Origin of the sequence: Microcoleus sp. Pol8_D6 (assembly GCF_036700965.1) — a bacterium.
In the GTDB taxonomy this organism is placed as follows: domain Bacteria; phylum Cyanobacteriota; class Cyanobacteriia; order Cyanobacteriales; family Microcoleaceae; genus Microcoleus.
This window is the reverse complement of record NZ_JAUBPW010000004.1, coordinates 24,809-51,089: the sequence shown is the minus strand read 5'-3', so window position 1 is coordinate 51,089 and position 26,281 is coordinate 24,809. Positions and strand designations below refer to the sequence as shown.

The following is a 26,281-nucleotide window of genomic DNA, read 5'->3' as shown; positions in this document are numbered from 1 at the left end:
ATTATGAGAATGGCGTAATTCCTGTTAGTATTAACTAGCGGCTACAGCCTCCCCCAAAGGATGCTGCTGCAAAACCGCTTGCAAATACTTCCCAGTATAAGACCTCTGATTTGCCGCCACCTCCTCCGGCGTCCCCGCCACAATAATCTCGCCGCCCTTATCTCCCCCTTCAGGCCCCAAATCGATCGCCCAATCGCAGCACCGAATCACATCCAAATTGTGTTCGATTACCAAAATTGAATTACCCTTATCCACCAATCTTTGCAGCACATTTAACAAATGGTGAACATCATAAAACGACAAACCAGTCGTCGGTTCATCGATCAAATAAAGCGTCTTCCCAGTAGCGCGGCGCGACAGTTCCGTTGCCAATTTTACGCGCTGCGCTTCGCCCCCAGAAAGCGTCGGCGCCGGCTGTCCCAACTGAATGTAACCCAAACCAACATCAACCAAAGTTTGCAGTCTGACGCCAGCCCTGGGAATATTTTTAAACATTTCCAAAGATTCCTCGACAGTCATGTTCAAAACATCAGAAATCGACTTGCCTTTGTACTTCACTTGCAGCGTTTCCCGGTTGTACCTTGCACCCTTGCAAACCTCACACTGTACGTAAACATCCGGCAGAAAATTCATCGAAATCACGTTCACGCCTTGGCCACCGCAAGCTTCGCACCTTCCCCCTTTCACGTTAAAAGAAAACTGCCCCGCTTTGTAACCTCTTGCCTTCGCTTCAATGCTTTCGGCAAACAAATCCCGAATCACATCAAAGACTCCCGTGTAAGTAGCGGGATTAGAGCGCGGAGTACGACCGATGGGAGATTGGTCAATTACAATTACTTTATCAACCACATCCTCTAGAGAGCGTTCGCCTTTAGTTTTGAGGGCGTCCATATCGGGTGGCAAAGGCACTTTTTTGGTGATATAATGTTGCAGCGACGGGTACAGCAATTCATTGATTAAAGTGGATTTTCCCGAACCGGAAACGCCTGTCACGCAGACGAGTTTTCCCAAGGGAATTTCTACATCAATATTTTTTAAATTGTTGCGCGTCGCATTTATGATTGAGAGAGCTTTGCCGTTGCCTTTTCTTCTTTCATTAGGCGTTTCAATTACTCGCTTTCCCGACAAATAAGCCCCGGTCAAAGATTCCTCTGCCTTTAGCAAATTTTCTAAACTTCCTTCCGAGATAATTTTGCCGCCGTGCACGCCAGCACCGGGCCCGATATCGACAATGTGGTCTGCCGCTCGCATGGTTTCTTCATCGTGTTCTACCACAATCAAAGTATTGCCTAAATCGCGCAATTTTGTTAAGGTTTGCAGCAGGCGAAAGTTGTCTCTTTGGTGGAGTCCGATGCTCGGTTCGTCCAAAACGTAGAGAACCCCCGTCAAACCAGAACCGATTTGAGTCGCCAGCCGAATTCGCTGGGCTTCTCCGCCAGAAAGCGTCATTGCTGCGCGGTCTAAAGTCAGGTAATCTAACCCGACATCGAGCAAAAATTGCAGCCTTGCTTTGATTTCTCTCAGGGCTAAATCCGATATTTGGAATTGCCGATCGCTCAATCCCAAATTATTGACTCTTTCGCGGCATTCGCGAATCGAAATACTGGTTAAATCCACAATTCCGTACTGTCCCAACCGCACCGAAAGCGCCTCGGGTTTCAAGCGTTTGCCGTGACAAACCTCGCAAGAGCGATCGACCCGATACTGTTCCAACTTCTGCTTGATCAGATCGGAACCAGTATCGTCGTACTGGCGCTGCAACATGGAAATTACGCCATTAAAATCTCTCCTAAAATCAGTGCTGCCGTCGCGCTTTTTACTTTCTGCGCTGCGCTTTTGCTCATTGCCGTACAAAATCACCCGCTGGTGTTCGGGCTTTAATCGATACCAAGGAGTGTCGATATCAAACCCACAACTATCAGCAATACTGCAAAGCAAAGAGAGATAATAGGAATTATCTTTGTCTGACCAAGGCGCGATCGCACAATAAAGAGGCGCTTTCTCGTCGGGAACTACCAACTCCGGCGCAAAAGTCCGCAAACTCCCCAAACCGTGGCAGTTTTGGCACGCGCCGTAGGGCGAATTAAACGAAAATAACCTGGGTGAAAGTTCCTCCATTACTGCGCCGTGTTCGGGACAAGCAAAGTTTTCGGAAAATACCATCGGCCCCTGTGGTTCGGAATTTTCATCCGTCGGTAACTCTTCAATAATCGCAATTCCCTCAGAATGGCGCAAACAAGTTGCCAGAGAATCAACTAAACGTTCTTCTAAACCGGGTTTTTTAATTAACCGATCGACAACTATCTCGATATTGTGCGTATGATTTTTATCTAATTCGATATTTTCCGACAGTTCTAAAATTTCTCCGTTAACTTTAACGCGAATAAATCCTTCGGAAGCTAAACTCGACAATAATTTGCGGTGAGTGCCTTTTTTGCCGCGCACAACTGGTGCCAGAAGATGAAAGCGAGTGCCGTCGGGAAGTGCCATGACTCGATCGCACATTTCATCAATTGTCTGCGGCGCAATGCAGCGATCGCAAATCGGACAGTGCGGTTCGCCGGCTCTGCCGTAGAGCAATCTGAGATAATCGTAAATTTCTGTAACAGTGCCAACAGTCGATCGCGGGTTGTGAGAAGTTGACTTTTGGTCGATCGAAATAGCCGGACTCAAGCCTTCGATCGCGTCCACATCCGGTTTGTCCAACTGTCCCAAAAACTGGCGCGCGTAGGCGCTGAGAGACTCCACGTAGCGGCGCTGTCCCTCGGCAAAAATTGTATCGAAAGCCAGGGAAGACTTACCAGAACCCGATACGCCAGTAAAAACGATCAGTCGATCGCGCGGCAGTTCCAGATCGATATTTTTCAGGTTGTGCTGTCTCGCACCGCGAACCCGAATCGTATTTTGGTTGTTAGAGTGAGAATTCGTCACATTATGCCCGTTGCGGGATGCACTTGGCTGGCTGTTTGAGGTTTCGGCGCGTTGGGACATGAGAGTAGTGCAAAACAGTGCTTAACCATCTTAGCGCTGCCGATCGAATAGCTGGCATCCAAACTCAAGAATATCAAAGAATAGTCAAATAAGTTTCCGTCGGCCCGTCGGGCAAAACCTTCAAACTTTGATGCTTCAAATCCACTTCAATTCCCAGCGCTTCCATCGGAATCACGCCTAAAAGTGGCGTTTTCCCCTCCGGCAATTCCAAACACTCAAAAGTCCCTTCGCGCCCGCACAGAGAAATCGAAGCATCCCGAAAAATCCTCGCCTCACTAATGCCCGTGGCTGTTTCCACAACCACTTGCTTGAGGATTTTCAAACCCAGTCTGGCGATGACATCTTTAGGCAAACACAAAGTAGTCGCGCCCGTATCCACCAAAACATTTTCTAGAGTAACAGACCTCACTTGCTCGATTGGAATCAGACCATCTTCTGCTTTAGCTTCATCGATCCGATTCGTAATTACTAGGGTTGTGATAACTTTTCCCATTTGATTTTCAGTAGCTGCTTGCATAACTTTCATAATACAATAAATTACTGCTTTAATTATAGCGCATATTTCCACATATTTTAAGGCGATGCACTCCCCATTCTGCACCGCCAACTAGACGAACATCTCTGACTGATTTTTCAAATTATTGCACGCCAATAAACTTATGAGTTTGCAAAGATAACCTATAACTAGGATTTTGTTTCAGCAATTCTAAGATAATGGGAATCGCTGAATCTTTCGAGTTCCATTCTGGTTGCAAAAAAACCGGAACATTCACATTATTTGGCAAATACTTGTGATAAAATTCAACTTCTTCGCCAGTGCTAATCACTAACTTAATTTCATTTGCTCTAGTCCAAAAAAGCTCTTGCACCGGATATTTAGGATTGACGTATTCCTTCGGAGAAAGAGTAATCCAAGCCTGCGGGGAAACATCCTGCCAGCAAGCACCCGAAGTTTCAATACTCACCTGCTTGTCAGCTTGTAACAAAGCTTCAACTAACTCAGGCAAATTCTGGTGAATGAAAGGTTCGCCACCAGTAATTACCACTCTCGGAGACTGCAATTGAGCGAGCAATTGTGCGATCGACTGCGGTACAGACGGCAAACCTTTGCCCCCATTGGCATAACCGGTGTCACACCAAGGACACCGCACAGGGCAACCGGCCAATCTGATAAAATCAACTAAAGTCCCCGTCCAGTAACCTTCGCCTTGAACAGTACACTGAAAAGTTTCATGAATTGGTAATTTTAGTTGTAAATTAGACACCCGAAGTTACGCCTCAAATCAATTAATTACGTTGTTTAGATATAATATTCTTAAATTGTTATTCCTTCGCGGTTTGCAGCAAATAAAAATAGTCCTGAACGCATAAACGGGGTTTCTGAAAAAAAAATATCCGTTTTATCCCAGAAGCTTGACTCAGAAATCTCGTTTCTTCATAGCTTTTGTATAAGTCCTTAGAAATCCACCACAAACCGCAAATAACTCTTTAATTATGCTGTTCAGGTTCCATCAGATTAGCCCAACGGCGTTTCAGGGCCAAAGTCAGCCCGTCAGCAATGGGGACAACACTGAGAGTAACTCTGGGATCGTTACGCAATTTCTCGTTAAAAGTACGAATGGCGGTGGTGCTTTCGTCTTGTACTTGAGGGTCAGCAACTCGTCCAGACCACAGAACATTGTCAATTACAATTAAACCGCCATTGCGTACAAGTTGCAGCGATCGCTCAAAATAAGCCTCATAATTTTCTTTATCGGCGTCGATGAAGGCAAAATCAAAGGTTCCTGCTTGTCCCTCGGCTATTAGTTTGTCGAGAGTATTTATTGCTGGGCCCAACTGCAAAGAAATCTTATTAGCAACGCCCGCAGCTTCCCAATAGCGTCGTGCGATCGCAGTATATTCCTCGCTGACATCGCAGGCAATAATTTGACCGTTAGGAGGCAGTGCTAAAGCTACGCACAGCGCGCTATAACCAGTAAAAACGCCAATTTCTAAGGTTTTGGTCGCTCCCATAAGCTGCACCATGAGCTCCATAAACTGACCTTGTTCGGGAGCAATCTGCATCATCCCCATAGGATGCTTAGCAGTTTCTTCTCGTAGTGAAGCGAGAATATCTGGCTCCCGCAGAGAAATAGATAACAGATAATCGTAAAGTTGATGTTCTAGGCCAAGAGTTGAGTTCGCCATCGGTTTGTCCTTGCTGCTCACTTTTGATTTTAGATTGTAGACGCCCTGTTAATGGAAATCCGAGAATGTAGAGTTAATTTAGGCATCTATCTTGCTGTGGCTGAGGGCAGGTTGCAGTAGCAGTGTCTCGGTTACACAGAGGCAACTTGCAAAACGCGCGCTCTACTTCCAAATCAGTTTATCTCAGCCACAGGTGATTTAGCAGCTCTGGAAAATAAAAATCGATAGAGGGAGCGTTTTGAGATTCCTGCTTTTCTAGCACTAGCACCGCGTAACGCCGTTAGCGATACCAGTTCAAAAAATGAATGCAACTGTAGACAAACTGGAAACCCATACATAATCAACTATTCCCCATCTCAAATCTCAAATCTCAAATGGTATGAGTAGGGGAGAAAGTGACCGAAAGCATCCAGGATACAAGCCCCCGGATTCATCCGTGGGGTCAATGCTTCAATTCTTTAATCTAAAATCTAAAATCTAAAATCGATTGACTTCATCCTGATTACTAACTAGATGAACTGCGAAAAACATAAGTATGTCATTGCCAGTGAAATGAAGCAATCCCAGAGGTTGTGATTCGTTTACATTTTGTTACATTTTCAATGTTGTTTGTGCCACTCTAGTTAATCGCCAATGAGTAATTATTGAGGACTTACGCACTTCCAAACCAGCAAATCGTTTCATTTAATTAACTATTATGGATGGGCTCAAGCCCGTGTACGTTCCTGGAACAAACTAGGCGTCTGGAAACCCTTGTCTCCGGGAGTATTACTAATTACTAATAAACTGGGTTCAATAGGACGATTTCTTAACTGTCACACCTTATGAATCCATACCTAAACAACCTACCCCAAATCTCAACTAACTTGCAGGATTGAGGTAGAGCAAGCATTTGTGGGAAAAAACAGGTTGATCGCAACCCTTGCCCTGCACTTTTACTCATAACTAATGAAGCGGGATTAATAGGACGCTCACTTAACTGTCACAGTTTATTACTCCAGACATAAAACACCTACCCACAATCAAAACAACATTCCACCAAGGCGATCGCTATGTATTACACTTTCGCAGGTTTTGGTGCCGCCACAGGCATATTTTTGCTGCTAGTTTTTGCCATTCTGCAATGGCTGCACGTCTCCGCCGGCAGTTTTATTGATTGGATAATTGCCATTGCTATTTTTGAATGGCTGTTGCTGATAGTTACAGTTCCCTGGAATATCCATTTTGAAGCTAAAGAAGTTTTAGCGCAAGCCGCAGAATCGACTAAAAAAAACATTGCTGTCGATCAGGAACAAGTCAAATACGTTACTGTATTAGTTAGCCGATCGCTCTTTGTGGCGATCGCACTTCACCTGTTTAGCGCGATCGCACTTTACGCCCTAGCCGCCGCCGGAATTAGTGCTATTGGCTATCTCAGTTCCGGTGCTGCACTGCTGTTAACTGTACTGCGTCCAGCTATCCGAGGTTATCAGTATTTAGCCCAAAGGCTGACAAGTATCCGCCGCCAATTTTTGCACCCCCGCGAAGATATTGTCGAACTCCGCAGCCGCTTTGCAAACTTAGAATCTACTGTTAGAAATTTGACCGATCAATTAAATTCAGACGATCCGAATTCGTGGGCGGCTGTCCAAAATCGGGAACGGGAAGCTATCAGAAGAGAACTAACTACTTTATCCGCATCTCTACAATCTTTGCAAGCGACAAATCAGGCAGAGCACACTAAACTGAGAAGAGATGCAGAAAGTGCGATCGCCCAACTCACCGATGACGGACAATTTCTCAACCACGTCCGCGAAATCATCCGCTTCTTTAAAGAATCGTAGAGTCCTATTATCTCCGGTCAAACAACCACATTCACATTGGTTCGTAGTGAGGACTGTAGTCCAATGGCACTGAAAAAGTGAGCCCCAAAAAATCTGTAAGGCAATATCTACATAGATAATTGCCTGACCAACCAAAATATCTCTCTCGATTATGCCAAATCGTGCGTGCATTCTCAAACAACAATTTTTGCCGAGCGTTGCCTCACCTTGGGAGAAGCTGCTGCCAGGTTCGTTAGTCCAGGAGCTTCTAGCGAATGAGAAAATCACCTACGACCAAAGCATCTACACACCGATAGTCACATTGTGGGCGATGATATCCCAGGTACTCGCTCCCGACAAAAGTTTGAGTGGGGCCGTGAAGCGGATGAGTACGCGGCTCAGTGCCGCCGGAGTCCAGCCTCCTTCTTCTGATACCTCGGGAACCCAAACAGTTTGGTACTGCTGTGCGAGCGATCGTGCCAGGGTAGTTGTGCCGCTCGATTCTACACCCAGCACGCAGACTCGTTTGGCAAAGTAGGCTTTGGCTGGGGGAGTCAGCATTTGCCAGTGTTCGGCTAGGTGCGATCGCAATTGCGTTCCAGAAATCGGGAATTTGAGCCGTTCGCGATCGACTGCACAGTGTTGAGATCCCATCAGTTTGGCCCAAGGTTCGCCGTAATCTTCTGAAGTAAAAGCGATATCGGGTTTTCGCCCGGAAAGCACCTCTAGAGTCCTCTGAGCCCAAGGTTCGGTGGCTTCCGGCAAATCGTCGAGGATTTCGATAACTTCTGCGTCGGGATGCAAAAACCGAATCCAGTCGGCTCTAACGCTTCCTGCAACTGCTTGATTTGTTTTGTAACAGGCGAGAACGATTAAACGGTCAACCTTTTTTTAGCTTCTCGAATTAAGTAGTCGTATCCTTTGTGGAAGGGGTAAAATTTGCCTACAGTAACACCGAATCTCATAAAGATTGCTGCTGTTTTAACTTTTCTTCGGAGTAAATTCGCTGAAAATTTTGCAGTCCGTAAATTGCCATCAACCAAAATATCGCGTACAAAATACTCGTCAGATATAGCCCGCGCGAGGCATACAAGGGAACGTAAATCGTGTCTGCAACAATCCACAAATACCAGCTTTCGAGATAGCGTTCCATCAGGTACAACTGGGAGATCGCGCTTAAGATGGTGGTCAGGGCGTCCCAGAATGGTGCTGCACCGCCCAAAGATACTAATACTGTTCGCAAGCCCAATACGCCTACTGTAACTAAGACTGCGGTGAGGATGAGCCAGCGTTGGGGAAGGCGACATCAAGGTTTTTCTGTGCTGTTTTCACCGCCCTGCAGCCAAATATAAATTGCTTGCAAGCTCGTGATTAAATAGAAGAATTGAATCGCAACTTCGCCGTAAAGTTTAACTTGATAAAACACCGCAGCGTAGGCGATCACTCCGATTAAGCCGATCCACCAGCCTAGGGGATTGTTTTTAGCAAGCAGCCAAGCGCTCCAAGCAGAAGCGATCGTGGCTATCGCTTCCATTAAGTCGAGTTGGATAGGCACAAACCACTGCACTGAAAGCAAGATCGCGAAGATGCTTGCTGCGAAGCCGATTAAGTTTGGCAGGTTCGCTTTTTTCATGGCAATCCCTATTTCGGTTGGCTATATTGACTGCGAAATCAAATCCGAATCCTTCTTTTCTTTTGAGCGATCGACACTAAAGTCTTCATAGTACGATCGCTCAGTATTCACATCCCACAAATCGTGCTTTTCGCCGAGAATATTTCTCACAGCCAGCATCCCCGTTAGCATGGAATGGTCTTGGTTGTTGTATCGGTGCATACCGTTGCGCCCGATCGTCTGCAAATTCTCAAATCCCTTCAAAAAACCTTCAAGTACCTGCAAGTGTCCTCGATATTCCCCATCATAAACTGGATAAGCTTTAAGTTGCCGTATGACAACTCCATCTTCCACATCAGCCGTTGTTGCTAACCCTAAACCAACCAATTCGCGAGTTGCTAATTCGATAAGTTCCGCGTCCGACATTTCCCAAATCTCGTCGCCTACGCTACAGAAATATTCCATTCCTAAACAACTTTTGCTGACATCGGGAACTAAAGCGACGCTCCAATTCTTAAAGTTTTGAATTCGTCCAACTTTGACTTCGGGAGAGTGAATGTAAATCCAGTTGTCAGGAAACAAATTCTTGCGATCTACAATCAGCGATACAATCAAAAAATCTCGATATTTGAGCGATCGCGCGGCGTGCAATACCTCTTCGGGCGGCTGCGGTTTCATTCTTGCTACCAGCGCCGATATCGGCATACTCGTAATGAAATTATCCGCCGAATATTGAATTAATTCTCCGTTTTGCTCAACAGTAATACTTTTAATTTTATTCCCTTCACGCTCAAAGCTAATCACTTTAGTATCGAGATAAACTTTGCCGTCTTTATTCTCCACAGCTTCCGCGAACTTTTCCCACATCATCCCCGGCCCCAAAGCCGGATAATCAAACTCTTTGATTAATGTTTTAGTGTCGTTGCTGCCAAACAAAGCATTAATAATTGCTGTCGTCAGCGACAATCCTTTAATCCGTTGCGCCGCCCAATCTGCTTGAATTTCCGAACAAGGAATGCCCCAAACTTTTTCAGTGTAAGTCTTAAAAAATGTTTTATACAAGCGTTCGCCAAAACGATTGATCACCCACTGTTCAAAAGTTTTTTCTTCGGTAAGTGGCCAAATTCTCACTTTCAGATAACTCAAAATAATCAGCGTACTCTCAATTATGCCCAAATTAAAGAGAGTATTGAAGGCACTGATCGGATAGTTAAAAAATTTACCTCGATAAAAGATTCGCGACAATCGTGGCACTTTAATAAACTCATTTCCCAGCACCTCTTGCCACAACTGCTGCACGGCTTCAACTTTAGTATAAAAGCGGTGGCCGCCAATGTCGAAACGATAGCCTTTGTAGGTTTCTGTGCGAGCTATTCCCCCAACTTTATCACCTTTTTCTAGTACAACAGGGATGATGCCTTGCTTGACGAGCTCATAGGCAGCAGTCAAGCCCGCAGGGCCTGCACCGACGATCGCAACAGGATAATGTTTCACTCAGCCTACCTCCAGCTTTTTTATCGAAACTATACAGTTATTTATAACTTGTCAAAGGGATAGATGCACCAGTGAATACCCTGATAAACTATCGATCTACCTGATGTTTAAGCACAAATTACCTTGATTTATTGAGCGGATACCGGCAAGCTAACTTTGCCAGTCACAGGCTTTTTTTGGTATAAGTAACGACCAGTGCCGATCGCGAATGCCAGTCCGCTGTAAAAGTAGAAAAGCCAGTGCCACGGAATAGTTTTCAGGGCAAATAGGATACCGTGTTTACGGTGAAAAAATCGGTAAAGCGGTGCATTAATTGCTACTAGTGGTATGGCCAGCAAACTAGCCAGTAACAGAAAGCTCAGCGACCAGCACGTTCCCAAAACTGCCAGCAGCACTGCATAAGTTAAAATCACGCTGATGCGGTTTGAAACTTGCAAGTTGAGGTCGTTATTCAATTGGCGATCGCGCCAAATCAGTTCTGTCCAAGGCAGTGCTCGGTAGAAAAAGTCAGCTTTCACCATACCCATAGGTTTCCACCGCTTTAAATGTTTCACCTGCAATGTTTTGCACAGCCGAATGTTATAACCTGCTTGTTTCAAACGGTAGCCGAACTCAATATCTTCGATCGAAGCTTGGCGGTAACTCTCATTAAAGCCACCCATCTGCAAAAAGATTTCCCGGCGAATCACTCCGCAAGCGCCCCAAAAAGTCGAAGCTTCTTCATTACCTGTTTGGTGCACGTAGTGGTGCAGCAAGTTCCTGTACTGCGATAGAAAATCAGGATCTCCAGGAGCATCGTCGTAAGAGCCAATAAAAGCAGCTAAGTAGGGATTATTTTTGAACACCGATATCGCATAGCCCACAGCTTCTGGACAAACAGCGACATCAGCATCCACAAAAAACAGAATATCTCCCTTTGCAGCTTGAGCACCCAAATTCCTTGCCCGCGCTGGCCCCCCGCATTCGGGAATCCTGATGACTTTGGCACCGAATTCCTTGGCTAGACGCCAAGAACCGTCGCTTTCGCCATCTGCTACTACAATAATTTCGATCGGTTTGGGCACAGCTTGAGCCAGTTTTGACAAACAGGTGCGGAAGTAAGAGCCCCCGTTGTGGACTGGGATAATAACGGATACAGTGGGGTCGGCGGTAGAAATCATTACCTAAATTGTTTAAATTGCAGGGGCTAAAGTTTGCTGGAATTTTATTGTTGCTACTTTACGAAGGGTAAAATTAGCTCTACTTTTTTATTTATAACTCGATTGCTGTTTGTATTCAACTAGATTTTTTGCTGGCATTCTGGATTGGATTTTCCCCAATTCATACCTGCATTCTACGCCATATCTTGCTGAGACTGACCTGACGCCGACAACAGCTTTACAAAATCTTTAAATATAGGATTGTTTGTGTAAACTTGCGAAAAAGCACCCACAGCATTTTTGTGCGGCTGTGTTGCACCGCACAAGATTGTGATTTTATAAGTAAGTACACCGTATAAAATAAAACATAGTTTCTACGGATACCCGGGAACTGTCAGGACTTGCGCGGTACAATTTCTTTTACAGACCTCATCCGCGAGTGACTCCTGCACCAAGTGTCGATCGCGACTGCCGAGTCAATGCACATTTTATTACTTTTGGCAATATATTTTAAATATACGTCAAATATACGTCTTAAAATTTCTGACGCTGTACGATCGAGCTTTCGTAATTTGCTAACATACCCTTAGCTAGCTCCCTTTGAACCAAAACTTTTACATAAACCCTTTTTTATATTACATGAACAACTCCCAAAACACTTTAAATCAGCCCTTAGTTTCAGTCATCATACCAGCTTTCAACGCTGACAATTTTATTGCTAAAACCTTAGAGTCTGTCTTATCTCAAACTTATCAAAACATAGAAGTTTTAGTAGTTGATGACGGCTCTACAGATACAACAGCCAAAATCGTCCAATCTTTTGCTCAAAAAGATAGCCGAGTCAGCTTATTCCACCAGCCAAATTCCGGCGTCGCCGTCGCCCGCAACCTAGCAATTGAAAAATCAAAAGGCGAATATATTGCTCCCATCGATGCCGACGATATTTGGTATCCGCAAAACCTAGAAAAACAAGTTAACTGCCTCAATTCCTCAGCACCATCTGTCGGAGTTGTCTATTCCTGGTCAGTTGATATAAATGAAAAAGACTTGCTCACAGGTGGATTTTATAACTCCACCATCGAAGGAGAAATTTACACAGCATTAATTTATAAATATTTTATAGGCAATGCCAGCTCATCTCTAATCCGCCGCGTTTGTTTTGCAAAAGTCGGCGGTTACAACGGCAAACTTAAACTAGAAAATGCTCAAGGCTGCGAAGACTGGGAACTGCACCTCCGCATAGCCGAACATTATCAATTTAAAGTCGTACCAGAATACTTAGTTGGCTATCGGCAGATTGCCAGCAGTATGTCTAGCAACTATGCAGCAATGGCCAAATCTCACTCTTTAATTATGGCAGATGTCCGGCAGCAACATCCCGAAATTCCCAGCAGAATTTATCACTGGTCTAGCAGCAATTTTTACATTTACTTAGCTGTTAAAAGCAACCGCAGCGGCAATCACCGCAGTACATTATCTTGGCTGTATCGAGCTTTCAAAGAAGATTTATTAATGGCAGTTTTACGCCACAATTTGTATCTGCTGTCAATAGAAAGTATATTAAAAATAATACTCCCACCGCCAACTGAATCAGGGTTAGAGTTAAAACAAGCATCAGAATCGAGTGAAGGGACGACACTTGCTAGGATTGAGGCGCGAACCAAGGCTCACAGAATGTTGCCATCGCAGCTATACGAAAGAATGCGATTCAATAGTTTAGGAAATCGAAAATCTACATAAACCCTACGTTGAAAAACCCGGTTTTTTGAAGAAACCGGGTTTTTGAGGAAGCTAGAGGGCGTTTAATTATGACTGGTTGGTCTATCGAGAATCAGGAAAGAGGGTTAAATAAAAAAAATGAATTTTCCATTCTTACTTCTTCCTTTTCTTCCTGCTTCCTGCTTCCTGACATCCGTTACATCCGTGGAGCGAATCCGTTGCCGAACTTCCTTCTTCCGTCTACTTAATCTCTCTAAGCGTGAGAAGCTGTAGCAGTTTGAGCTTGGGGCTGCTTACCATCGGGCGAAATAGATTCCCCTTCAATAAACGATCGCAACATCCAAGCCATTTGTTCGTGCTGTTCCATCAAACCAGTCAAAAAGTCTGCGGTTCCGTCATCCTTAAACTCTTCACCGCACTGTTCAACGTGTTTGCGGAGATTGCGAATAATCAGTTCGTGGTCGTCAACTAAACGCGATACCATTTCCGTAGCCAAAGGCAAATCGCCGATATGTTCTTTTATCGAGCCATACTTCAGAAAACCCTCAGCAGTACCAATTGGATAGCCACCTAAAGTTCTCACCCGTTCAGCCATAGCATCGATATTTAGTGTTAACGCCTGATAGTGTTCTTCCCACAATTGGTGGAGCGATCTAAACTGCGGGCCAACTACATCCCAGTGATACTTTTTGGTTTTGATTAACAGCAGATAAGCATCTGCCAGGTCGTGATTCAATAGTTCGATAACGCCTGCACGCTGCTCGTCAGATAGACCTATGTTTAACTTACGCATTGAAATTGTTCCTTCAAATCTAACTTTACATTTATTAGAACAAATTTCCCCAACCACTTACATCAACCCAGAGGACGATCGAAGACGATCGCATTTTAGTAAAATATCTGCTTTTCAGGTTAAAGTAATTGCAATATTGATACCCTTAGATAGATGCAATCAAACTTATTGTTCCGAAGCGCCTTTGTTTGCCGATCGCATCGATTGGGCAGCAGGGGATCCCCCGCTCAATCCCGCTATATAAAAAGGCTGCACTCTGATTGTTAGTAAAAATCAAGGAATTTATGCCGAAGTTAACGAACATCACACACACTTAATTGTGCGGGCGGGTTTAAATGAGGGCATAAGGAACTTGCAATTAAATATAACCCTTGACCCCATCTAGTAGACCGAAAGAGAGAACCTGTGTGCTCGCTTCACCTTGGGAAGGACTTGCGCTGCTGTGACCACCACAGCACTCAGCCGAAGGTATCAACGGCCGTGTAGCGTTTTGGGCCCCCATGAATGCTTTGTCAAACCCGACACTCTGATGAACCATCGTTATGGCAACTGTTTAAACCTGGCTCTTGGCGGATGGCGTCTCCAGGACAGATAAAAAAAGCAGTCCTCTGTGTTTGCGCGAAGGAGGAGAAAGAGGGCATTGCAGTTTGTCCTATCTGGGGAAGACGGGGTAAAGTAGCGGTAGGAAATATTTATCCATACTTTGACTAACTGTGCTACTTTCATTGTTAGCTGTAAACCATCATGCGGGAAATCTGCCAGAGCGTGGAAACCATATTTCAACTGCTGTTAGACGAACTCAAAAAGTCCACTCGCGCGTCTGAGCAGAACTGCCAAGATGTAGCAGGGCGACTCACAGCAGAAGTCAACAGGATATGCACTGAAAGCCAGCGGATTCAGGCCTCTGGAGATATAGAAGGTTCAGCCCAGAGCCTAGCTCAGCACCGCTTGCAACAATGCCTCCACTATTACAATTTAGGCTCCGGGCCCGGGCGAGTAGAATTGCACAGTACCCTCAGCGCGATCGTCTATCGCTACATCACCCCTCCGCAGGTGCAGTCTAGCTATCAGGCGCGAGTAGAACTGATCAAAGATTTTTTGCAAGGATTTTATCTGGAAGCTTTAAAGGCATTTCGGCGCGAAACCCAACTGCCACCTACCTACAGTCCCCGCACTCGCTTAGAACTAGCAGAGTACATGGCCTTTGTAGAGCGCTTCGGCAAGCGGCGCATTCCTTTACCTCGGAACCGCAGTCAGCAACTAATTATTTTACGGGCCCAAACCTTTTCCCAGCAGCAGCCCAAAGAAACCTCCGTAGATATGGAACAAGCCGCTGACGGAGGGGCTTCCGATTCCGACCAAACTTGGAACGACACCTCGGTACACTCCGTGCGGGAAGCGATGGCCGGACAGGGTTCCGCTGCAATTCGCCCCCAAGGCGACGAGTCAGAATCTCTGCGGCTAAACGTGATTGACGAATTAGTGGCTTACTTGAAAGAGCGCAATCAACAAGACTGCGCCGATTACTTCGTGCTGCGCTTGCAAGACTTGCCGACTAATGAAATAGAGTCGCTTCTGGGCATAACTCCCCGCCAAAGAGACTATTTACAGCAGCGCTTCAAGTACCATTTGCTCAGGTTCGCCATGTCGCACCGCTGGGAACTTGTTCACCAGTGGCTGGAAGCAGACTTAGACCGCAATTTGGGTTTGCTGCCTTCTCAGTGGCAGGCGTTTGGCGAGCAAATTGGTCCAGAGGGACAGCGTTTGCTAAAGTTGAAACAACAGGGTCTGTCAGAGTCAGCGATCGCCCAAACCCTGGGTAGCACGGTAGCCCAGGTACAGAAGCGGTGGTTTAAATTGCTGGAACTTGCGTGGGAATTGCGAAATCGTTCAGATTCCGGAGAAGGGGCATCTAGTGATGAATAACGAAACGAACAGGGATGCAGAGGCTTTCGATCGCCATTTTTTAGACTGGATATTGCAGGTGCCGATCGCGAATACCTCTAACGAAAATGAGGAAAACCTCAATCCATCCCCTCGCTCAGAAGAGTGGGGCGACACAGAAGACAATTCCGGGGTGGAATACTGGGAATGGGACGAACCAGACCCGCTGGACTATCAAGTGGGGGCGCACAACAATGCACCCGCACAACCGCTGACAATTGGAGAAATACCGACCGTGCAAGACCGTTTTCAGACCTTGTTAAAAGAAAGGCTTAGAGCCGAAATTGAATCTAACCCGCCGCTGTTCCCCTGGGAAACAGAATTCAAAAGCTACGACCACGATTACCCAGACGATGTAGCCCCGCAATGGGTTCCTCCCCTACACATCTGGACTCCCCAACTACAAAATATCAGGTGGGGCCGCCTGCCAATTCCGATCGCCCAAGGGGTTTTTGCTCAACTGCTAGAACCTTGTCAGGAACTGGTAATGTCGTCGCTGCGGCAAGGCTCAAAGTTAGTTCGTGCTGTAGATGGCTTATTTCCGGGCCAGTCTCAGGAACTCAACGAGTTAGCTGGTTTAGTGCTCCGAGGTTCTTTGCGAGGACTTCTAGATTTAGAAGATTTCCCAAATTACGAAGCAGCCAGTACCGATCAACAAATGGTGCTGTCGCTGTTGGCCGCCAAGGAAATCATTGAGTCTCTAACTCTCGATTGTCCTGTGAATCAGCCGCCGGTTTCGCGGGAGTGGCTGACTGGTTTGGGTTCGCTGACTCTGGAGGCTCAATACCTCTCGAACCCCAACAGAGAACAGCCAATGCCGTGTTTAAGAGTTGAGTGCCAATTTCCCGGGGCAGGAAGTTTGGAACTCAAGGGAGGAGATGCCGAAGCAACTGCACACCGTCCGAATTCCGGGCATTTAAGTGTGGAGTTGTTTGACCCGCAACCTAACAAGACTTATGCCCTAGAAGTTCGATTCCAAAACTTCGAGACCAGACCTTTGATGTTTGCTATTCGTCCAATTTGGGCAGGACAAGATAGCAACTAGAAAGGTCGATTTAGAGTAAATAATCTAGGTGTTTACTCTGTGGTTTGACCTCACACAAAAACAGATGCAATCCCTCGACTTCGGTCGTGGAAAGCGAAAAAGTTTAGATATTAGTTAAAGCCACCAGATTCATCTGTGGGTTCAATCTAAAATCTAACGACAGGGAAATAAAATTTAGATATTAGTTAAAATCCAGATTTATCTGTGGGTTCAATCTAAAATCTAAAATCGTTTGACAGGGAAATAAGATTTAGATATTAGTTAAAATCCAGATTTATCTGTGGATTCAATCTAAAATCTAAAATCTAAAATCTAAAATAGTTGGATGGGTGCACATGACAACTGATAACCTGCGAAATATACCTGTGTTGGGTAAGCTGTGGGAGCAGATTGAGGCCATGCCTCCGCCGGTGATTGAGGATTCTTTACTGCTGCGAATCCTAGTTCAGTTGTTGGTAATTGTGGGAATTGTAGCTACTGACGTTGCTGCTGAAGAAGCTCTGAACTTGTGGGCTGTGCCTGTTAGTATTGTGGGAGCAACTTGGAGTTGGTACCGCCGCCGCGATCGCAATGTAGCTGCTAAGTTCTGCATAGCTATTGGAATGCTGGTGGCGCTGTTCGCTTTTTTTAGCCGTTTGGTGGGAGAATTGAATGATACGCGGTTAGTTTTGGCGCAACTGTTAATCCAACTTCAAGTGCTGCACAGTTTCGATTTGCCTCGCCGCAAGGATTTAGGCTATTCGATGGTAATCGGGCTAATTTTGTTAGGGGTAGCAGCGACTCTTAGCCAAACCTTGACTTTTGGGCCGCTGTTATTGGTGTTTTTGGCTTTAGCGCTTCCGACTTTGGTGTTGGATTATCGATCGCGCTTGGGATTTGTGAAGCCAGAAGCCATTGGCGAAAAAGCACAAGGTAAAGGAAAAAATGATAGCCTGTCGCTATTTGCGGCTACTTTATCCCCAAAGAATTTTGCTTGGCTACTGCTGATAACTGTCGGGTTGGGGCTGACTATTTTTACGTTTTTGCCACGCATCCCTGGCTATCAGTTGCGGACTTTTCCGGTGAGTGCTCCTATTCAATATCAGGGGGAGTTTGACTCGCGCAGCATTCTGAATCCGGGGTATGTTAGAGGGGGAAATGAAAAAGGGACTGGCGGAGGAAGGGGGAGAAACCCAGACTCTGGGCCAGGAGAGGTAGACTCTACTTTTTATTACGGTTTCAACCAGCGAATTAATCAAAATTTGCGGGGGGAAATGAAACCTCAAGTGGTGATGCGGGTACGATCGCAGGCTGCGGGTTTTTGGCGGGTATTAGGCTTTGACAAATACACTGGTCAGGGTTGGGAAATTTCTCGCAACGAACAAGCTCAAAAGCTGACTCGACCTAGCTGGTCTTATCAATTTTATTTGAATCCGTTTCCCAATGCGCCTCGGACTCAAGAGGTGATTCAAAGTTATACTATTGTTGCTCCAATGCCGAATTTGATTCCGGCTTTAAACAAGCCGAAGGAGCTTTATTTTCCGAGTCCAGAGGCGGCGATTGATGCGGAGGGGGGTTTGCGAGCGCCTGCGGAATTGGGAGAGGGTGTGACTTATACGGTAATTTCTAATGTGCCTTTTCGCGATCGCTCTTTGTTGGGGAAAACTGGTACTAATTACCCGAAAAATATTCGCAACTTCTATTTGAATGTGCCGCCGAAAGTTGCCCAGAAGGTGCGAGAAAAAACTGAAGAAATCTTGGCGGCAAGAACTAGAGTATCTCAGTCGGACAGACCGATTGATTCTCCTTACGAAAAAGCTTTGTACTTAGCTCAATATTTGAAGCAAAACCCTAATTATAAAATTGAGAAAGCTTTGCCTTACTTAGAGGAAGGTGAAGATTTAGTGGAGGGTTTTCTGTTTGGCTACAAAAACACTCAGGGCGGCAAAAAAGTTACAGGGGGATATCCCGACCACTTTTCGACGGTACTGACAATTATGCTCAGATCGATCGGGATTCCGGCCCGAATGGCTGGCGGGTTCGATACGGGGGAATTCAACCCGTTTACTGGTTACTATGTTGTGAAAAATACCGACGCTTTTTTAATGACGGAGGTATATTTTCCCAATCACGGCTGGTTTGCTTTTAATCCGATTCCCGGTTATCCGCTGATTCCGGCATCGGTGGAAGACAACCAGACTTTTAGTGCGCTGGAATCGTTTTGGAATTGGATCGCGGGTTGGCTACCGACTCCTCTCAGAAGCGGGCTGGATTCAGTCATAGGTTTTGTAATTGGCTGGATAACTTTGATTGTGGGCTGGTTTCTGGGACAGTTTGCTAAGGGTTGGGTGGGGTTATTTACTGGTTTGATTGCTGCGATCGGCTTTGGCTTTATTGGCTGGTTAATTTGGCAACTGTGGCGCAAGTGGCGCCACCGCCGCTGGCTGGCGAAGTTGCCGCCCGTGGAGGGGGTTTATCAGGAAATGCTGAAGGATTTGGCGAGTAGGGGATTTGTGAAACCTCGCGCTCAAACGCCTTTGGAGTATGCTGAGGCTATGCGCGGGAATCATGCAACTGATGAAGCTGAGGTGATTGATGAGGTTTCGCAGGCATACGTGCGGTGGAAGTACGGGGGCGAAGCGGGTAATTTGAACCAGTTGCGGGGGTTGGTGGAAAATTTGAGACGATCGCACTTGAAGAAACTGAAAAAGCGCTGATTTTAAGCGATAAGGGTAGGAAAAAAAGCGTCGCTTGCCTACCCTGTTGAGAAGTTCGACTAGCTCTTATTTAATCTTAAGAAGTAACCCTCCTATTACTTGTAAATTTCTACCAGAAGGTACTCAATTATGTCATATAAACGTCCTCAATTTGATTCGTTTAAAGTCATCCAACGTGCTGAAGATTTGGTGGAATCTTCCAATCGCTACCGCATTACTGTTCAAATTGCTAAGCGTGCCAAGCGCTATCGGCTTGATGATTTGGAATATGATAACCCGATGGCGAAACCAGTAATACGAGCAATTATGGAAATGCCAGATGAGCTGAGATATCCAGAGATTATTGGTGAAGTGGCGTTGCTGATTTACGGTATGAAACGCTAAATATGACCGTCATAGAAACGAGTATCCACAAAGCTGTGGGATTTTAAAGTTATTTTTTTCATACCCTGATTAAGCAACGCCAGAAAATGATTTCTTTGATTTTGATACGGAACTGGAACATCGGCAAATTTTAGATAGTGAATTAGTAACTGAATTGAATATCTTAGCATTTGTTCAGATTTAGAATAACAAAGACTTTTTCGTTTTAGGCGAGCCAAATAATGTCTTAATCTTGTATTTTCACCCTCAACTCTTATCATATATGTTTTGCTAATAATCTGATCTCCATCAGGAATAAACTTAGGGTAAACTTTCCATCCATCTGTCACATAAAAATGGCATTTCCATTTATTAACAATCTCCCATAGTGGTTCAAAGGTTTTGGCACTATGGGATCCTAAAACCCATCCTAGAATACCTGGTTTAAAATGGTCTACTGCTGTCCATAACCAGGTGCAAGTTTTTTTTGAGCCAACAAATGTTTCTAATTCATCTAATTCTCCCACTTGTGGAGTTATTTCGGCCTCATAAAAATCTGGCAAGAGTTTTCCTACTTGTTTGACCCAATTAATGATTGTCGTATGATGCACATTTTTGACTCTCCCAATTGCTCGAAAACCCAGACCATTGACATACATTTTGAGACATTCACGTTTCACATCTTCAGAATAACCTTTATGAGGTTGATAGCCCTCTATAAATTGTCTGCCACAACCGACACAAATATAATTCTGTTTACCTTTTTTATGACCATTTTTATTAACATGAGTTGACAGACATTCAGGACATTGCATAAGCTCTGCGTTTTTTGAAGTGTTATTTTTTGGCGATCGCACTCTCAAATCATCATACCCTAATTCACCAACGCCGATGTTGATAATTCAGGCTTTAGCGATGGTTCTTTGCATCTTATTGTCCGCTATTGGACGCTGCGCGAACAAGCACAGGTGCGACGGACAAACACTAGGGCTGTGGTGGCGATTAAAGTAGCGTGCATCCGGGCGGACATTAAAATTCCTCAACCGATACTGGTGACTTTGTACGATCGAACAATTTACCGTGAGTGAGTTTTGAATTTTGAGTTGGGAGAGGAAGAGAGTGGGAGAGTGGGAGAGTGGGACAAATCCTCTTTTTTCACGCTGGACTTCTTCACGCTTGACTTCTTCCCTCAACACCCATCTGTTAAATCGATTAAATCCCGTAGACTGGGCGTTGCCGAACTTCCCTCTGATATCAAATCCGCGCTTCATCGTCGGGCGTAAAATCGAGTCAACATCCAACACTCAACCATTATTCAGTTTGGCGACCCCTAGTCAACAGTCAACAGTCAACAATCATGAGGAGTGCAACCAGAATTGATATGACTTCTCCCTTCTGACTTTTCAAATCAAGCAAAAGGCGAGCCGATTTCTCATTAGCGCGCCTCCTAATTGAATTTTATTTTGTAAAACGTAAATGAGGAGATTGTTCCCATTTGAAAAAAATCATGAACTCGTCTTGCTAGCGCGGCGGCGGCGTGCTGCAACCAAGCCACCCAAACCAAGAGCCAAACCAGTCATTGTCATCGGTTCTGGAACTGCTTCTGCGCTCACTGCGAAGTCTTGGAAGTCTGCGTCGTTTTTGTTACCCCGATCGTCGAAGGAGATTAGCGTGCCTCCATTAAACAGAGAACTTGTGCCGTTTGTGAATTGTCCGGCAGCTTGGAAGACTTTGGTGTCTTCTTTACCAAGTGCGTCCCACAGTTGCGATTGCGCGCCAAACACCGCTTGCTGGCTGCCAGTGTTCAAGCTTGAGGTCGAGTAGACACTGCCACCCCAGCCACTGTCGAGCCCCAAAGTGTAAACTTGATTTGCCAGGAATGTGAATACTGCCGAGCCAGAACCCACGACTGTATTGCCCAGAGTTCCTTTCCATTCGTTTTCCCACTGGTTGTCTGAGGATTTAGTTTCCGAAAACAGGGTGCTAACTAGAGAGACCGCCGAGTCCTTCACACTGTAGACTCCCAAAGAGGATTGGTACATACCGTGAGATTCTTTGAAGCTAAACTTGACGCTTGTATCTTGGCTGAATGTGATGCCGTTGGTACCAAAGGAGAAGGCTTGAGCTGGAGCTCCGGCGCCAAACAGAGCTGTGGCGGCGGCGGTAGCTGTTAGGGCGGATAAGAGTTTGGTATTCATAACCTGTTCCTTTTGTGCGATGGTCTTAATATTTTCATTATGCGATACTTTGTTTGTATTTGGTTCACTTTAGGTGAATTTTGACATATTCTTTATCAAGCCTTTACATAACCTTCACAAATGCTGTCGATCGCATCTGCCGACGGGCGAGCGCTCCCTAATAATACCCACTAAATAATTATCAATATTGTGGCTTGAAACCTTGCATTCGCGGGCATGGAGCGCGGGTCAGCCCAAGTAATTTGGATCGGGTTTATGCTAATTTTTTATGATATTCTCAAGTCTAAATTCTCAATAGCAAACACTTAAGTATAAATACGGTAATATTCGTGGGTACTGACAGTTCCAGAAGTTTTCTATTAGCCAGAAACTGGGAATATGTGTTTTTTGGGGCTGGTGTAGGGGAGTTAAAGTAGTTTATCTATCGGGTAAATTACGTACAAAATGCGATCGTTGGGTCTACGTATTTTGGTTGAATTAAATAGAGCCCCTGGTGTGAGATATCCCCAAGATGCGATCGAGGAGATGCAATTTCCGCAGATTGAAGCGGTAAAAGAGCGGATTGCCCCTCAACAAAGATTCTATAGAGAAGCTGTGGTTCCGTCCTTGCTCCCGATCGCCCGCATCAAAACAGACCGCTGTAGCGTTCCTCTGCCCAAGGTTCGCCCCGCTGGTGGTAGCCGTTGCGTTCCCAAAAACCGAGTTCTTCGGTTTCTGTAAACTCCAGGCCGTTAATCCATTTAGCGCTTTTCCAAGCGTACAGGTGGGGAACTACGAGCCGCATTGGGCCGCCGTGGTCTGCGGATAGAGGTTCGCCGAAGACGGTGTGGGCGAAAAAGTTTTCTTCTCGGAGGAAGTCGGCGATCGCAATGTTGGTAGTGTAGCCGCCGTAGCAGTGTTCTAGGACGTGCAGAGCTTTCGGATCGACTTCTATATAATTCATAAAATCTGTGACTTTGACTCCCGTCCACTGCACGTCGAGTTTTGACCACCGGGTGACGCAGTGAAAATCCGCCGTAAAGTTATTTTGGGGCATGGCCTGGAAGTCCGACCAAGTGAAAGTTTGTGGTTTTGCCAATCCCCAGACTTTAAATTCCCAACTTTCAATGCTGACGGAGGGTGTATCGCCGTAGGTCAGCACAGGAAAGCCGTTGGCGATGTATTGACCCGGGGGGACGCGATCGATGTTTTCTGATTCTGGCTTGCGAAAAAATTTGCCCACCATTGATTCACGCTCTACAGTAACTGACTGCCATCCTGAGTATAACTTGCAGAGATGAGCGCATCGCAATTCATCTGAAGGTAGAAAAGAAAAGCACTTTTATAGAAATAAAAATCCCTAAATCATGCTTGATGCCCGCCTAATTATGCCTTCGGAGAGAGCCAAAGCTAAAAATTTAAAAAATTTATCACTCCAGCGTATGAATTACCTAACCTTAAATTTTATCGTAATTATTGGTGCATTTCCGAATCTTTGATGTATTGTTACAATATGCTCAGATGCCATATGTCAAAAAATTGATGGGGTAAAAATCATGATCACAAGTTGCTTGATTCCGTTGACTGTATGCTTGATTGCTTGGTGGGTGACTGCCGGGACTGACAACAGAACGCTAGACGGAATTCCGGCTCCCATAGCTGCAATTATTGGAATGTGTTCGTTAATTTGGTTGGTGGCGGCGTGTCCTTGGCCTGTTGAACTTGCTCTAGTATTGGCGGTGCTGGTTTTCGGCAAAGCTTATTTGCAAAAAATCTTGAAAGTCGGCTGAATTTTCAGGGCTAGCGCTCCTATGATTTGTGGGAGCGCGATGATCGAGTGCTGCTACCTTGTTAAAATTTTTCGCGATTTTTCTGGCTAGGTTCTCCGAGGGGGTCGCAAAGACGGAACCAACCCCAGAACTGGTGAAATTCAATTTACATATTTCAGTTAAAAATTAGAACATAAAGATCGACAGAGAAACCCGGTTTATTTTAGATCAACCGGGTTTGTTAAGCTCTGAAATTTTCACACATCCCGCAAGAATTGCTGAGGACTTCGACACTCGGAATACAAGAAAGTGGGTTTCTGAGTCCAGGAGTGTTGCTGTATCTGCGTAAAATGTCGAGCTGTTAAATTGGCAAGCGACTGATATCTTTATTAGAACCAACTACTACCATCGCGTCGCCCTTTTTCAAGCGTTCGCTTGGCTGCGGATTGATCTCGAACTTGTCGGCGCGCCCGACTGCTAGCAAGTTCAAACCATACTTGCGCCGGAGCTCCAATTCCGAGATGGTTTTACCGTCAAATTTTTCAGGAACGAGCACCTCAACGATGCTGTGCTCTGGGTCGAGGTCAAACCGTTCTAAAATGCTGGGTTGTGTAAGAATCCGGGCCAAAGAGCACCCCATTTCTCGTTCTGGAAAAACTACATGATCTGCGCCGACTTTTTTCAACAGTTTTAAGTGAGTTTCCGAAGAAGCTTTGGCTATTACGTGACTTACCCCGCCTTCCTTAAGATTTAGGGTGGTGGTAATGCTTTCTGCGAGGTAATTGCCGATCGCCACAATCACTGTTTCAAACTCAAATATACCAGCTTCCTGAAGAGCGCTAGGCTCAGTAGAATCTAACTGCACAACGTGAGCAGCAATACGATCGTTCAAAGCTTGAGTTACTTTTTTTTCATCGGTGTCAATTCCCAGGACTTCGTAACCCAAACCGTGCAGAGTCGAACACACAGCTTTGCCGAAGCGTCCCAAACCAATAACTGCAAACTGCTTGTTGTCGGCGCGCAAAGTGCGAAAAAAATTTAAAGATGACAGGTTCACTGAATATCCAGCGCTGAGCGTCTTGCTGTTTAAATTTTAGCAGAGACAGCGCCGCCTCCTTTTGATTTTTGGGTAAGTAGTAAAAGTGGATTTGGGTTGTCACCCATTGTTTAGATTATCAGCAACGAGGGAGAATTTTTTATCCCACTAACAAACTTTCCTCGGCATACTTAAAAGACCTGGGTTTAGGATCGCCGAAGGCAGCACTCATCAGCAGCAACACGCCAACCCGACCTATGTACATTGTAGCAATCAAAACCAGCTTACCGAGCGCTGAAAGCGTGGGTGTAATCCCAGTGGAAAGACCGACCGTGCCAAAAGCTGAAACTGCTTCATACAGCGCTGCGATAAATTCTACTTGGGGATTGGTCAGCTCGATTAAAATTGCAGATGTGAACGCGACCAACATGGAACCGAAGACTACACTAATGGTTTTTAGAATCATTGCTGGCGGGATTTGACGCTGATAGCACTCTACATCTTCCTGGCCTTCGAGAACTGCTGTGGTACAGCAAAACAATATTCTAAAAGTTGTGGTTTTGATTCCGCCGCCGGTGCTGCCAGGACTGGCGCCGATAAACATCAGGGCGATAGTCAGAAATAGCGAGGCTTCGGTCATTTGGCCAATGCTAATTGTATTGAACCCCGCCGTGCGGGGAGTAACAGATTGAAACCAAGCTGCCATCAGCTTTTGAGGAAAAGTTAGAGAGCCGAAAGTGTCTGGGTTGTCGTATTCCAGCACCAAAAAGGCTAGGGTTCCTAAAATTAAAAGGACAGCCGTTGTAGTGGTAACAACTTTGAAGTTCAGGGAAAAAACTGTGCAGATAGGGCTTTTGTTGAAACGATCGCGCAGCCACAGGTACATTTCCATAATTACTTGATAGCCGATTCCCCCAAATATGATTAAACCGCTGACTGTGAAGTTAACCATAGGCGAACTGATGTAGCCGATCAAATTATCTGAATAGATGCTAAAACCCGCGTTGTTAAAGGAATTAACGCTGTGAAATATAGCAGACCACACACCCTCTTTAAATCCGTATTGGGGGACGAAAACCGTCATCAGCAAAAACACTCCTGTTAATTCAAACAAAAGCGTTGTTGCTAGAATTGACTGCACGAGTTGTACTACGCCGGCTAGCCCGGATTTGTCGAGAGATTGTTGCAGAGCAATTTTGTCTTTCAAGCCAAAGCGGCGCCCCAATAACAGCAGCAAGAAAGTCGTGGCTGTCATGTAGCCCAAGCCTCCTATTTGCACCAGTAAAACTAGGCACAGTTGCCCCCAAAAAGAGTAATATTTTCCGACATCCACAACCGACAAGCCCGTGACGCAGACAGCGGAAGTAGAGGTAAACAGTGCTGTTATTGGATCGCTCCAAGTTCCATCAATTGTGGAAAAGGGCATCATCAGCAATAAAGCACCTGCGAGGATGACAGCGAGAAAGCCCAAAGCAATGGTTCGCGAGACAGTCATTCGATTTTAGGTTTTAGAT

Annotated in this window: 20 protein-coding genes and 2 pseudogenes; 8 read left to right on the top strand and 14 right to left on the bottom strand. The window is 45.5% G+C overall.

The window, feature by feature from the left end; translation table 11 throughout:
* Positions 1-30: 30 nt before the first annotated feature.
* The 4 genes from uvrA to QUA10_RS02855 all read right to left on the bottom strand — a co-directional run bounded on the left by uvrA (position 31) and on the right by QUA10_RS02855 (position 5,178).
* Positions 31-2,991 (bottom strand): excinuclease ABC subunit UvrA, encoded by a 2,961-nt coding sequence (gene uvrA, locus QUA10_RS02870; RefSeq protein ID WP_333080955.1) that lies wholly within the window; start codon positions 2,989-2,991, stop codon positions 31-33.
* 73 nt (positions 2,992-3,064) lie between these two features.
* On the bottom strand, positions 3,065-3,508 hold the full coding sequence (locus QUA10_RS02865) for a retroviral-like aspartic protease family protein (protein WP_333081043.1): 444 nt from the start codon (positions 3,506-3,508) through the stop codon (positions 3,065-3,067).
* Positions 3,509-3,629: 121 nt separating this feature from the next.
* On the bottom strand, positions 3,630-4,256 hold the full coding sequence (locus QUA10_RS02860) for a 7-carboxy-7-deazaguanine synthase QueE (RefSeq protein WP_333080953.1): 627 nt from the start codon (positions 4,254-4,256) through the stop codon (positions 3,630-3,632).
* A gap of 223 nt (positions 4,257-4,479) precedes the next feature.
* On the bottom strand, positions 4,480-5,178 hold the full coding sequence (locus tag QUA10_RS02855; RefSeq protein ID WP_333080952.1) for a class I SAM-dependent methyltransferase: 699 nt from the start codon (positions 5,176-5,178) through the stop codon (positions 4,480-4,482).
* A gap of 1,052 nt (positions 5,179-6,230) precedes the next feature.
* Here QUA10_RS02855 and QUA10_RS02850 point away from each other — a divergent pair.
* Positions 6,231-7,001 (top strand): hypothetical protein, encoded by a 771-nt coding sequence (locus tag QUA10_RS02850; protein WP_333080951.1) that lies wholly within the window; start codon positions 6,231-6,233, stop codon positions 6,999-7,001.
* Between the two features lie 282 nt (positions 7,002-7,283).
* Here QUA10_RS02850 and QUA10_RS02845 read toward each other — a convergent pair whose 3' ends face one another.
* The 4 genes and pseudogenes from QUA10_RS02845 to QUA10_RS02830 form a co-directional block, all read right to left on the bottom strand.
* On the bottom strand, positions 7,284-7,784 hold the full coding sequence (locus QUA10_RS02845; protein ID WP_333080950.1) for an AAA family ATPase: 501 nt from the start codon (positions 7,782-7,784) through the stop codon (positions 7,284-7,286).
* Between the two features lie 157 nt (positions 7,785-7,941).
* Positions 7,942-8,514 (bottom strand): annotated as a pseudogene (gene pnuC / locus QUA10_RS02840) (nicotinamide riboside transporter PnuC).
* Positions 8,515-8,634: 120 nt separating this feature from the next.
* Positions 8,635-10,086, bottom strand: coding sequence for an NAD(P)/FAD-dependent oxidoreductase (locus tag QUA10_RS02835; RefSeq protein ID WP_333080949.1), 1,452 nt, complete (start codon positions 10,084-10,086; stop codon positions 8,635-8,637).
* Positions 10,087-10,214: 128 nt separating this feature from the next.
* Entirely contained in the window at positions 10,215-11,246 is a 1,032-nt protein-coding gene (locus tag QUA10_RS02830; RefSeq protein WP_333080948.1) for a glycosyltransferase family 2 protein, read from the bottom strand.
* A 618-nt stretch (positions 11,247-11,864) separates the two neighbouring features.
* Between QUA10_RS02830 and QUA10_RS02825 the strand changes: the two genes are divergently transcribed.
* Positions 11,865-12,965: a glycosyltransferase family A protein gene (locus tag QUA10_RS02825; protein WP_333080947.1), complete on the top strand. Its 1,101-nt coding sequence runs from the start codon at positions 11,865-11,867 to the stop codon at positions 12,963-12,965.
* A 232-nt stretch (positions 12,966-13,197) separates the two neighbouring features.
* Here QUA10_RS02825 and QUA10_RS02820 read toward each other — a convergent pair whose 3' ends face one another.
* A complete protein-coding gene (locus tag QUA10_RS02820) occupies positions 13,198-13,737 on the bottom strand; it encodes a Dps family protein (RefSeq protein ID WP_333080946.1) in 540 nt (179 codons plus the stop codon).
* A 744-nt stretch (positions 13,738-14,481) separates the two neighbouring features.
* Between QUA10_RS02820 and hetZ the strand changes: the two genes are divergently transcribed.
* The 4 genes from hetZ (at position 14,482) to QUA10_RS02800 (ending at position 19,806) form a co-directional block, all read left to right on the top strand.
* Positions 14,482-15,663, top strand: a complete 1,182-nt coding sequence (gene hetZ, locus QUA10_RS02815; protein ID WP_333080945.1) for a heterocyst differentiation protein HetZ — start codon at positions 14,482-14,484, stop codon at positions 15,661-15,663.
* A complete protein-coding gene (locus QUA10_RS02810) occupies positions 15,656-16,726 on the top strand; it encodes a hypothetical protein (RefSeq protein WP_333080944.1) in 1,071 nt (356 codons plus the stop codon). Before hetZ ends, QUA10_RS02810 begins: the two co-directional genes overlap by 8 nt.
* Positions 16,727-17,061: 335 nt before the next feature.
* Positions 17,062-19,422 (top strand): DUF3488 and DUF4129 domain-containing transglutaminase family protein, encoded by a 2,361-nt coding sequence (locus QUA10_RS02805; protein WP_333080943.1) that lies wholly within the window; start codon positions 17,062-17,064, stop codon positions 19,420-19,422.
* A 129-nt stretch (positions 19,423-19,551) separates the two neighbouring features.
* A complete protein-coding gene (locus tag QUA10_RS02800) occupies positions 19,552-19,806 on the top strand; it encodes a DNA-directed RNA polymerase subunit omega (protein ID WP_333080942.1) in 255 nt (84 codons plus the stop codon).
* A 107-nt stretch (positions 19,807-19,913) separates the two neighbouring features.
* Here QUA10_RS02800 and QUA10_RS02795 read toward each other — a convergent pair.
* Positions 19,914-20,600, bottom strand: a pseudogene (locus QUA10_RS02795) (IS1 family transposase); the annotation flags it as partial.
* 108 nt (positions 20,601-20,708) lie between these two features.
* On the opposite strand from QUA10_RS02795, the gene QUA10_RS02790 reads away from it, so the two are divergent.
* Complete coding sequence (locus tag QUA10_RS02790) at positions 20,709-20,873, top strand: hypothetical protein (RefSeq protein WP_333080941.1); 165 nt, start codon at positions 20,709-20,711, stop codon at positions 20,871-20,873.
* Between the two features lie 417 nt (positions 20,874-21,290).
* Here the strand turns inward: QUA10_RS02790 and QUA10_RS02785 are convergent, their stop codons facing one another.
* Positions 21,291-21,983 carry a PEP-CTERM sorting domain-containing protein gene (locus tag QUA10_RS02785; protein ID WP_333080939.1) on the bottom strand — a complete coding sequence of 231 codons (693 nt, stop codon included), beginning with the start codon at positions 21,981-21,983 and terminating at the stop codon, positions 21,291-21,293.
* 625 nt (positions 21,984-22,608) lie between these two features.
* On the bottom strand, positions 22,609-23,208 hold the full coding sequence (locus QUA10_RS02780; protein ID WP_333080938.1) for a sulfite oxidase-like oxidoreductase: 600 nt from the start codon (positions 23,206-23,208) through the stop codon (positions 22,609-22,611).
* Positions 23,209-23,518: 310 nt separating this feature from the next.
* Here QUA10_RS02780 and QUA10_RS02775 point away from each other — a divergent pair, with 310 nt between their 5' ends.
* A complete protein-coding gene (locus tag QUA10_RS02775) occupies positions 23,519-23,752 on the top strand; it encodes a hypothetical protein (protein ID WP_333080936.1) in 234 nt (77 codons plus the stop codon).
* Positions 23,753-24,092: 340 nt separating this feature from the next.
* Here QUA10_RS02775 and QUA10_RS02770 read toward each other — a convergent pair whose 3' ends face one another.
* Positions 24,093-24,788 carry a TrkA family potassium uptake protein gene (locus QUA10_RS02770; protein WP_333080935.1) on the bottom strand — a complete coding sequence of 232 codons (696 nt, stop codon included), beginning with the start codon at positions 24,786-24,788 and terminating at the stop codon, positions 24,093-24,095.
* A 139-nt stretch (positions 24,789-24,927) separates the two neighbouring features.
* Positions 24,928-26,262: a TrkH family potassium uptake protein gene (locus QUA10_RS02765; RefSeq protein ID WP_333080934.1), complete on the bottom strand. Its 1,335-nt coding sequence runs from the start codon at positions 26,260-26,262 to the stop codon at positions 24,928-24,930.
* Between the last annotated feature and the right edge of the window lie 19 nt (positions 26,263-26,281).

Bases quoted from the DNA above. Each gene is read 5' to 3' on its own strand.
- QUA10_RS02765 (WP_333080934.1), bottom strand. From the start codon at position 26,262: ATGACTGTCTCGCGAACCATTGCTTTGGGCTTTCTCGCTGTCATCCTC.
- hetZ (WP_333080945.1), top strand. From the start codon at position 14,482: ATGCGGGAAATCTGCCAGAGCGTGGAAACCATATTTCAACTGCTGTTA.
- QUA10_RS02800 (WP_333080942.1), top strand. From the start codon at position 19,552: ATGTCATATAAACGTCCTCAATTTGATTCGTTTAAAGTCATCCAACGT.
- QUA10_RS02850 (WP_333080951.1), top strand. From the start codon at position 6,231: ATGTATTACACTTTCGCAGGTTTTGGTGCCGCCACAGGCATATTTTTG.
- QUA10_RS02820 (WP_333080946.1), bottom strand. From the start codon at position 13,737: ATGCGTAAGTTAAACATAGGTCTATCTGACGAGCAGCGTGCAGGCGTT.
- QUA10_RS02805 (WP_333080943.1), top strand. From the start codon at position 17,062: ATGACAACTGATAACCTGCGAAATATACCTGTGTTGGGTAAGCTGTGG.
- QUA10_RS02855 (WP_333080952.1), bottom strand. From the start codon at position 5,178: ATGGCGAACTCAACTCTTGGCCTAGAACATCAACTTTACGATTATCTG.
- uvrA (WP_333080955.1), bottom strand. From the start codon at position 2,991: ATGTCCCAACGCGCCGAAACCTCAAACAGCCAGCCAAGTGCATCCCGC.
- QUA10_RS02775 (WP_333080936.1), top strand. From the start codon at position 23,519: ATGATCACAAGTTGCTTGATTCCGTTGACTGTATGCTTGATTGCTTGG.
- QUA10_RS02865 (WP_333081043.1), bottom strand. From the start codon at position 3,508: ATGCAAGCAGCTACTGAAAATCAAATGGGAAAAGTTATCACAACCCTA.
- QUA10_RS02785 (WP_333080939.1), bottom strand. From the start codon at position 21,983: ATGAATACCAAACTCTTATCCGCCCTAACAGCTACCGCCGCCGCCACA.
- QUA10_RS02810 (WP_333080944.1), top strand. From the start codon at position 15,656: ATGAATAACGAAACGAACAGGGATGCAGAGGCTTTCGATCGCCATTTT.
- QUA10_RS02780 (WP_333080938.1), bottom strand. From the start codon at position 23,208: ATGGTGGGCAAATTTTTTCGCAAGCCAGAATCAGAAAACATCGATCGC.
- QUA10_RS02825 (WP_333080947.1), top strand. From the start codon at position 11,865: ATGAACAACTCCCAAAACACTTTAAATCAGCCCTTAGTTTCAGTCATC.
- QUA10_RS02830 (WP_333080948.1), bottom strand. From the start codon at position 11,246: ATGATTTCTACCGCCGACCCCACTGTATCCGTTATTATCCCAGTCCAC.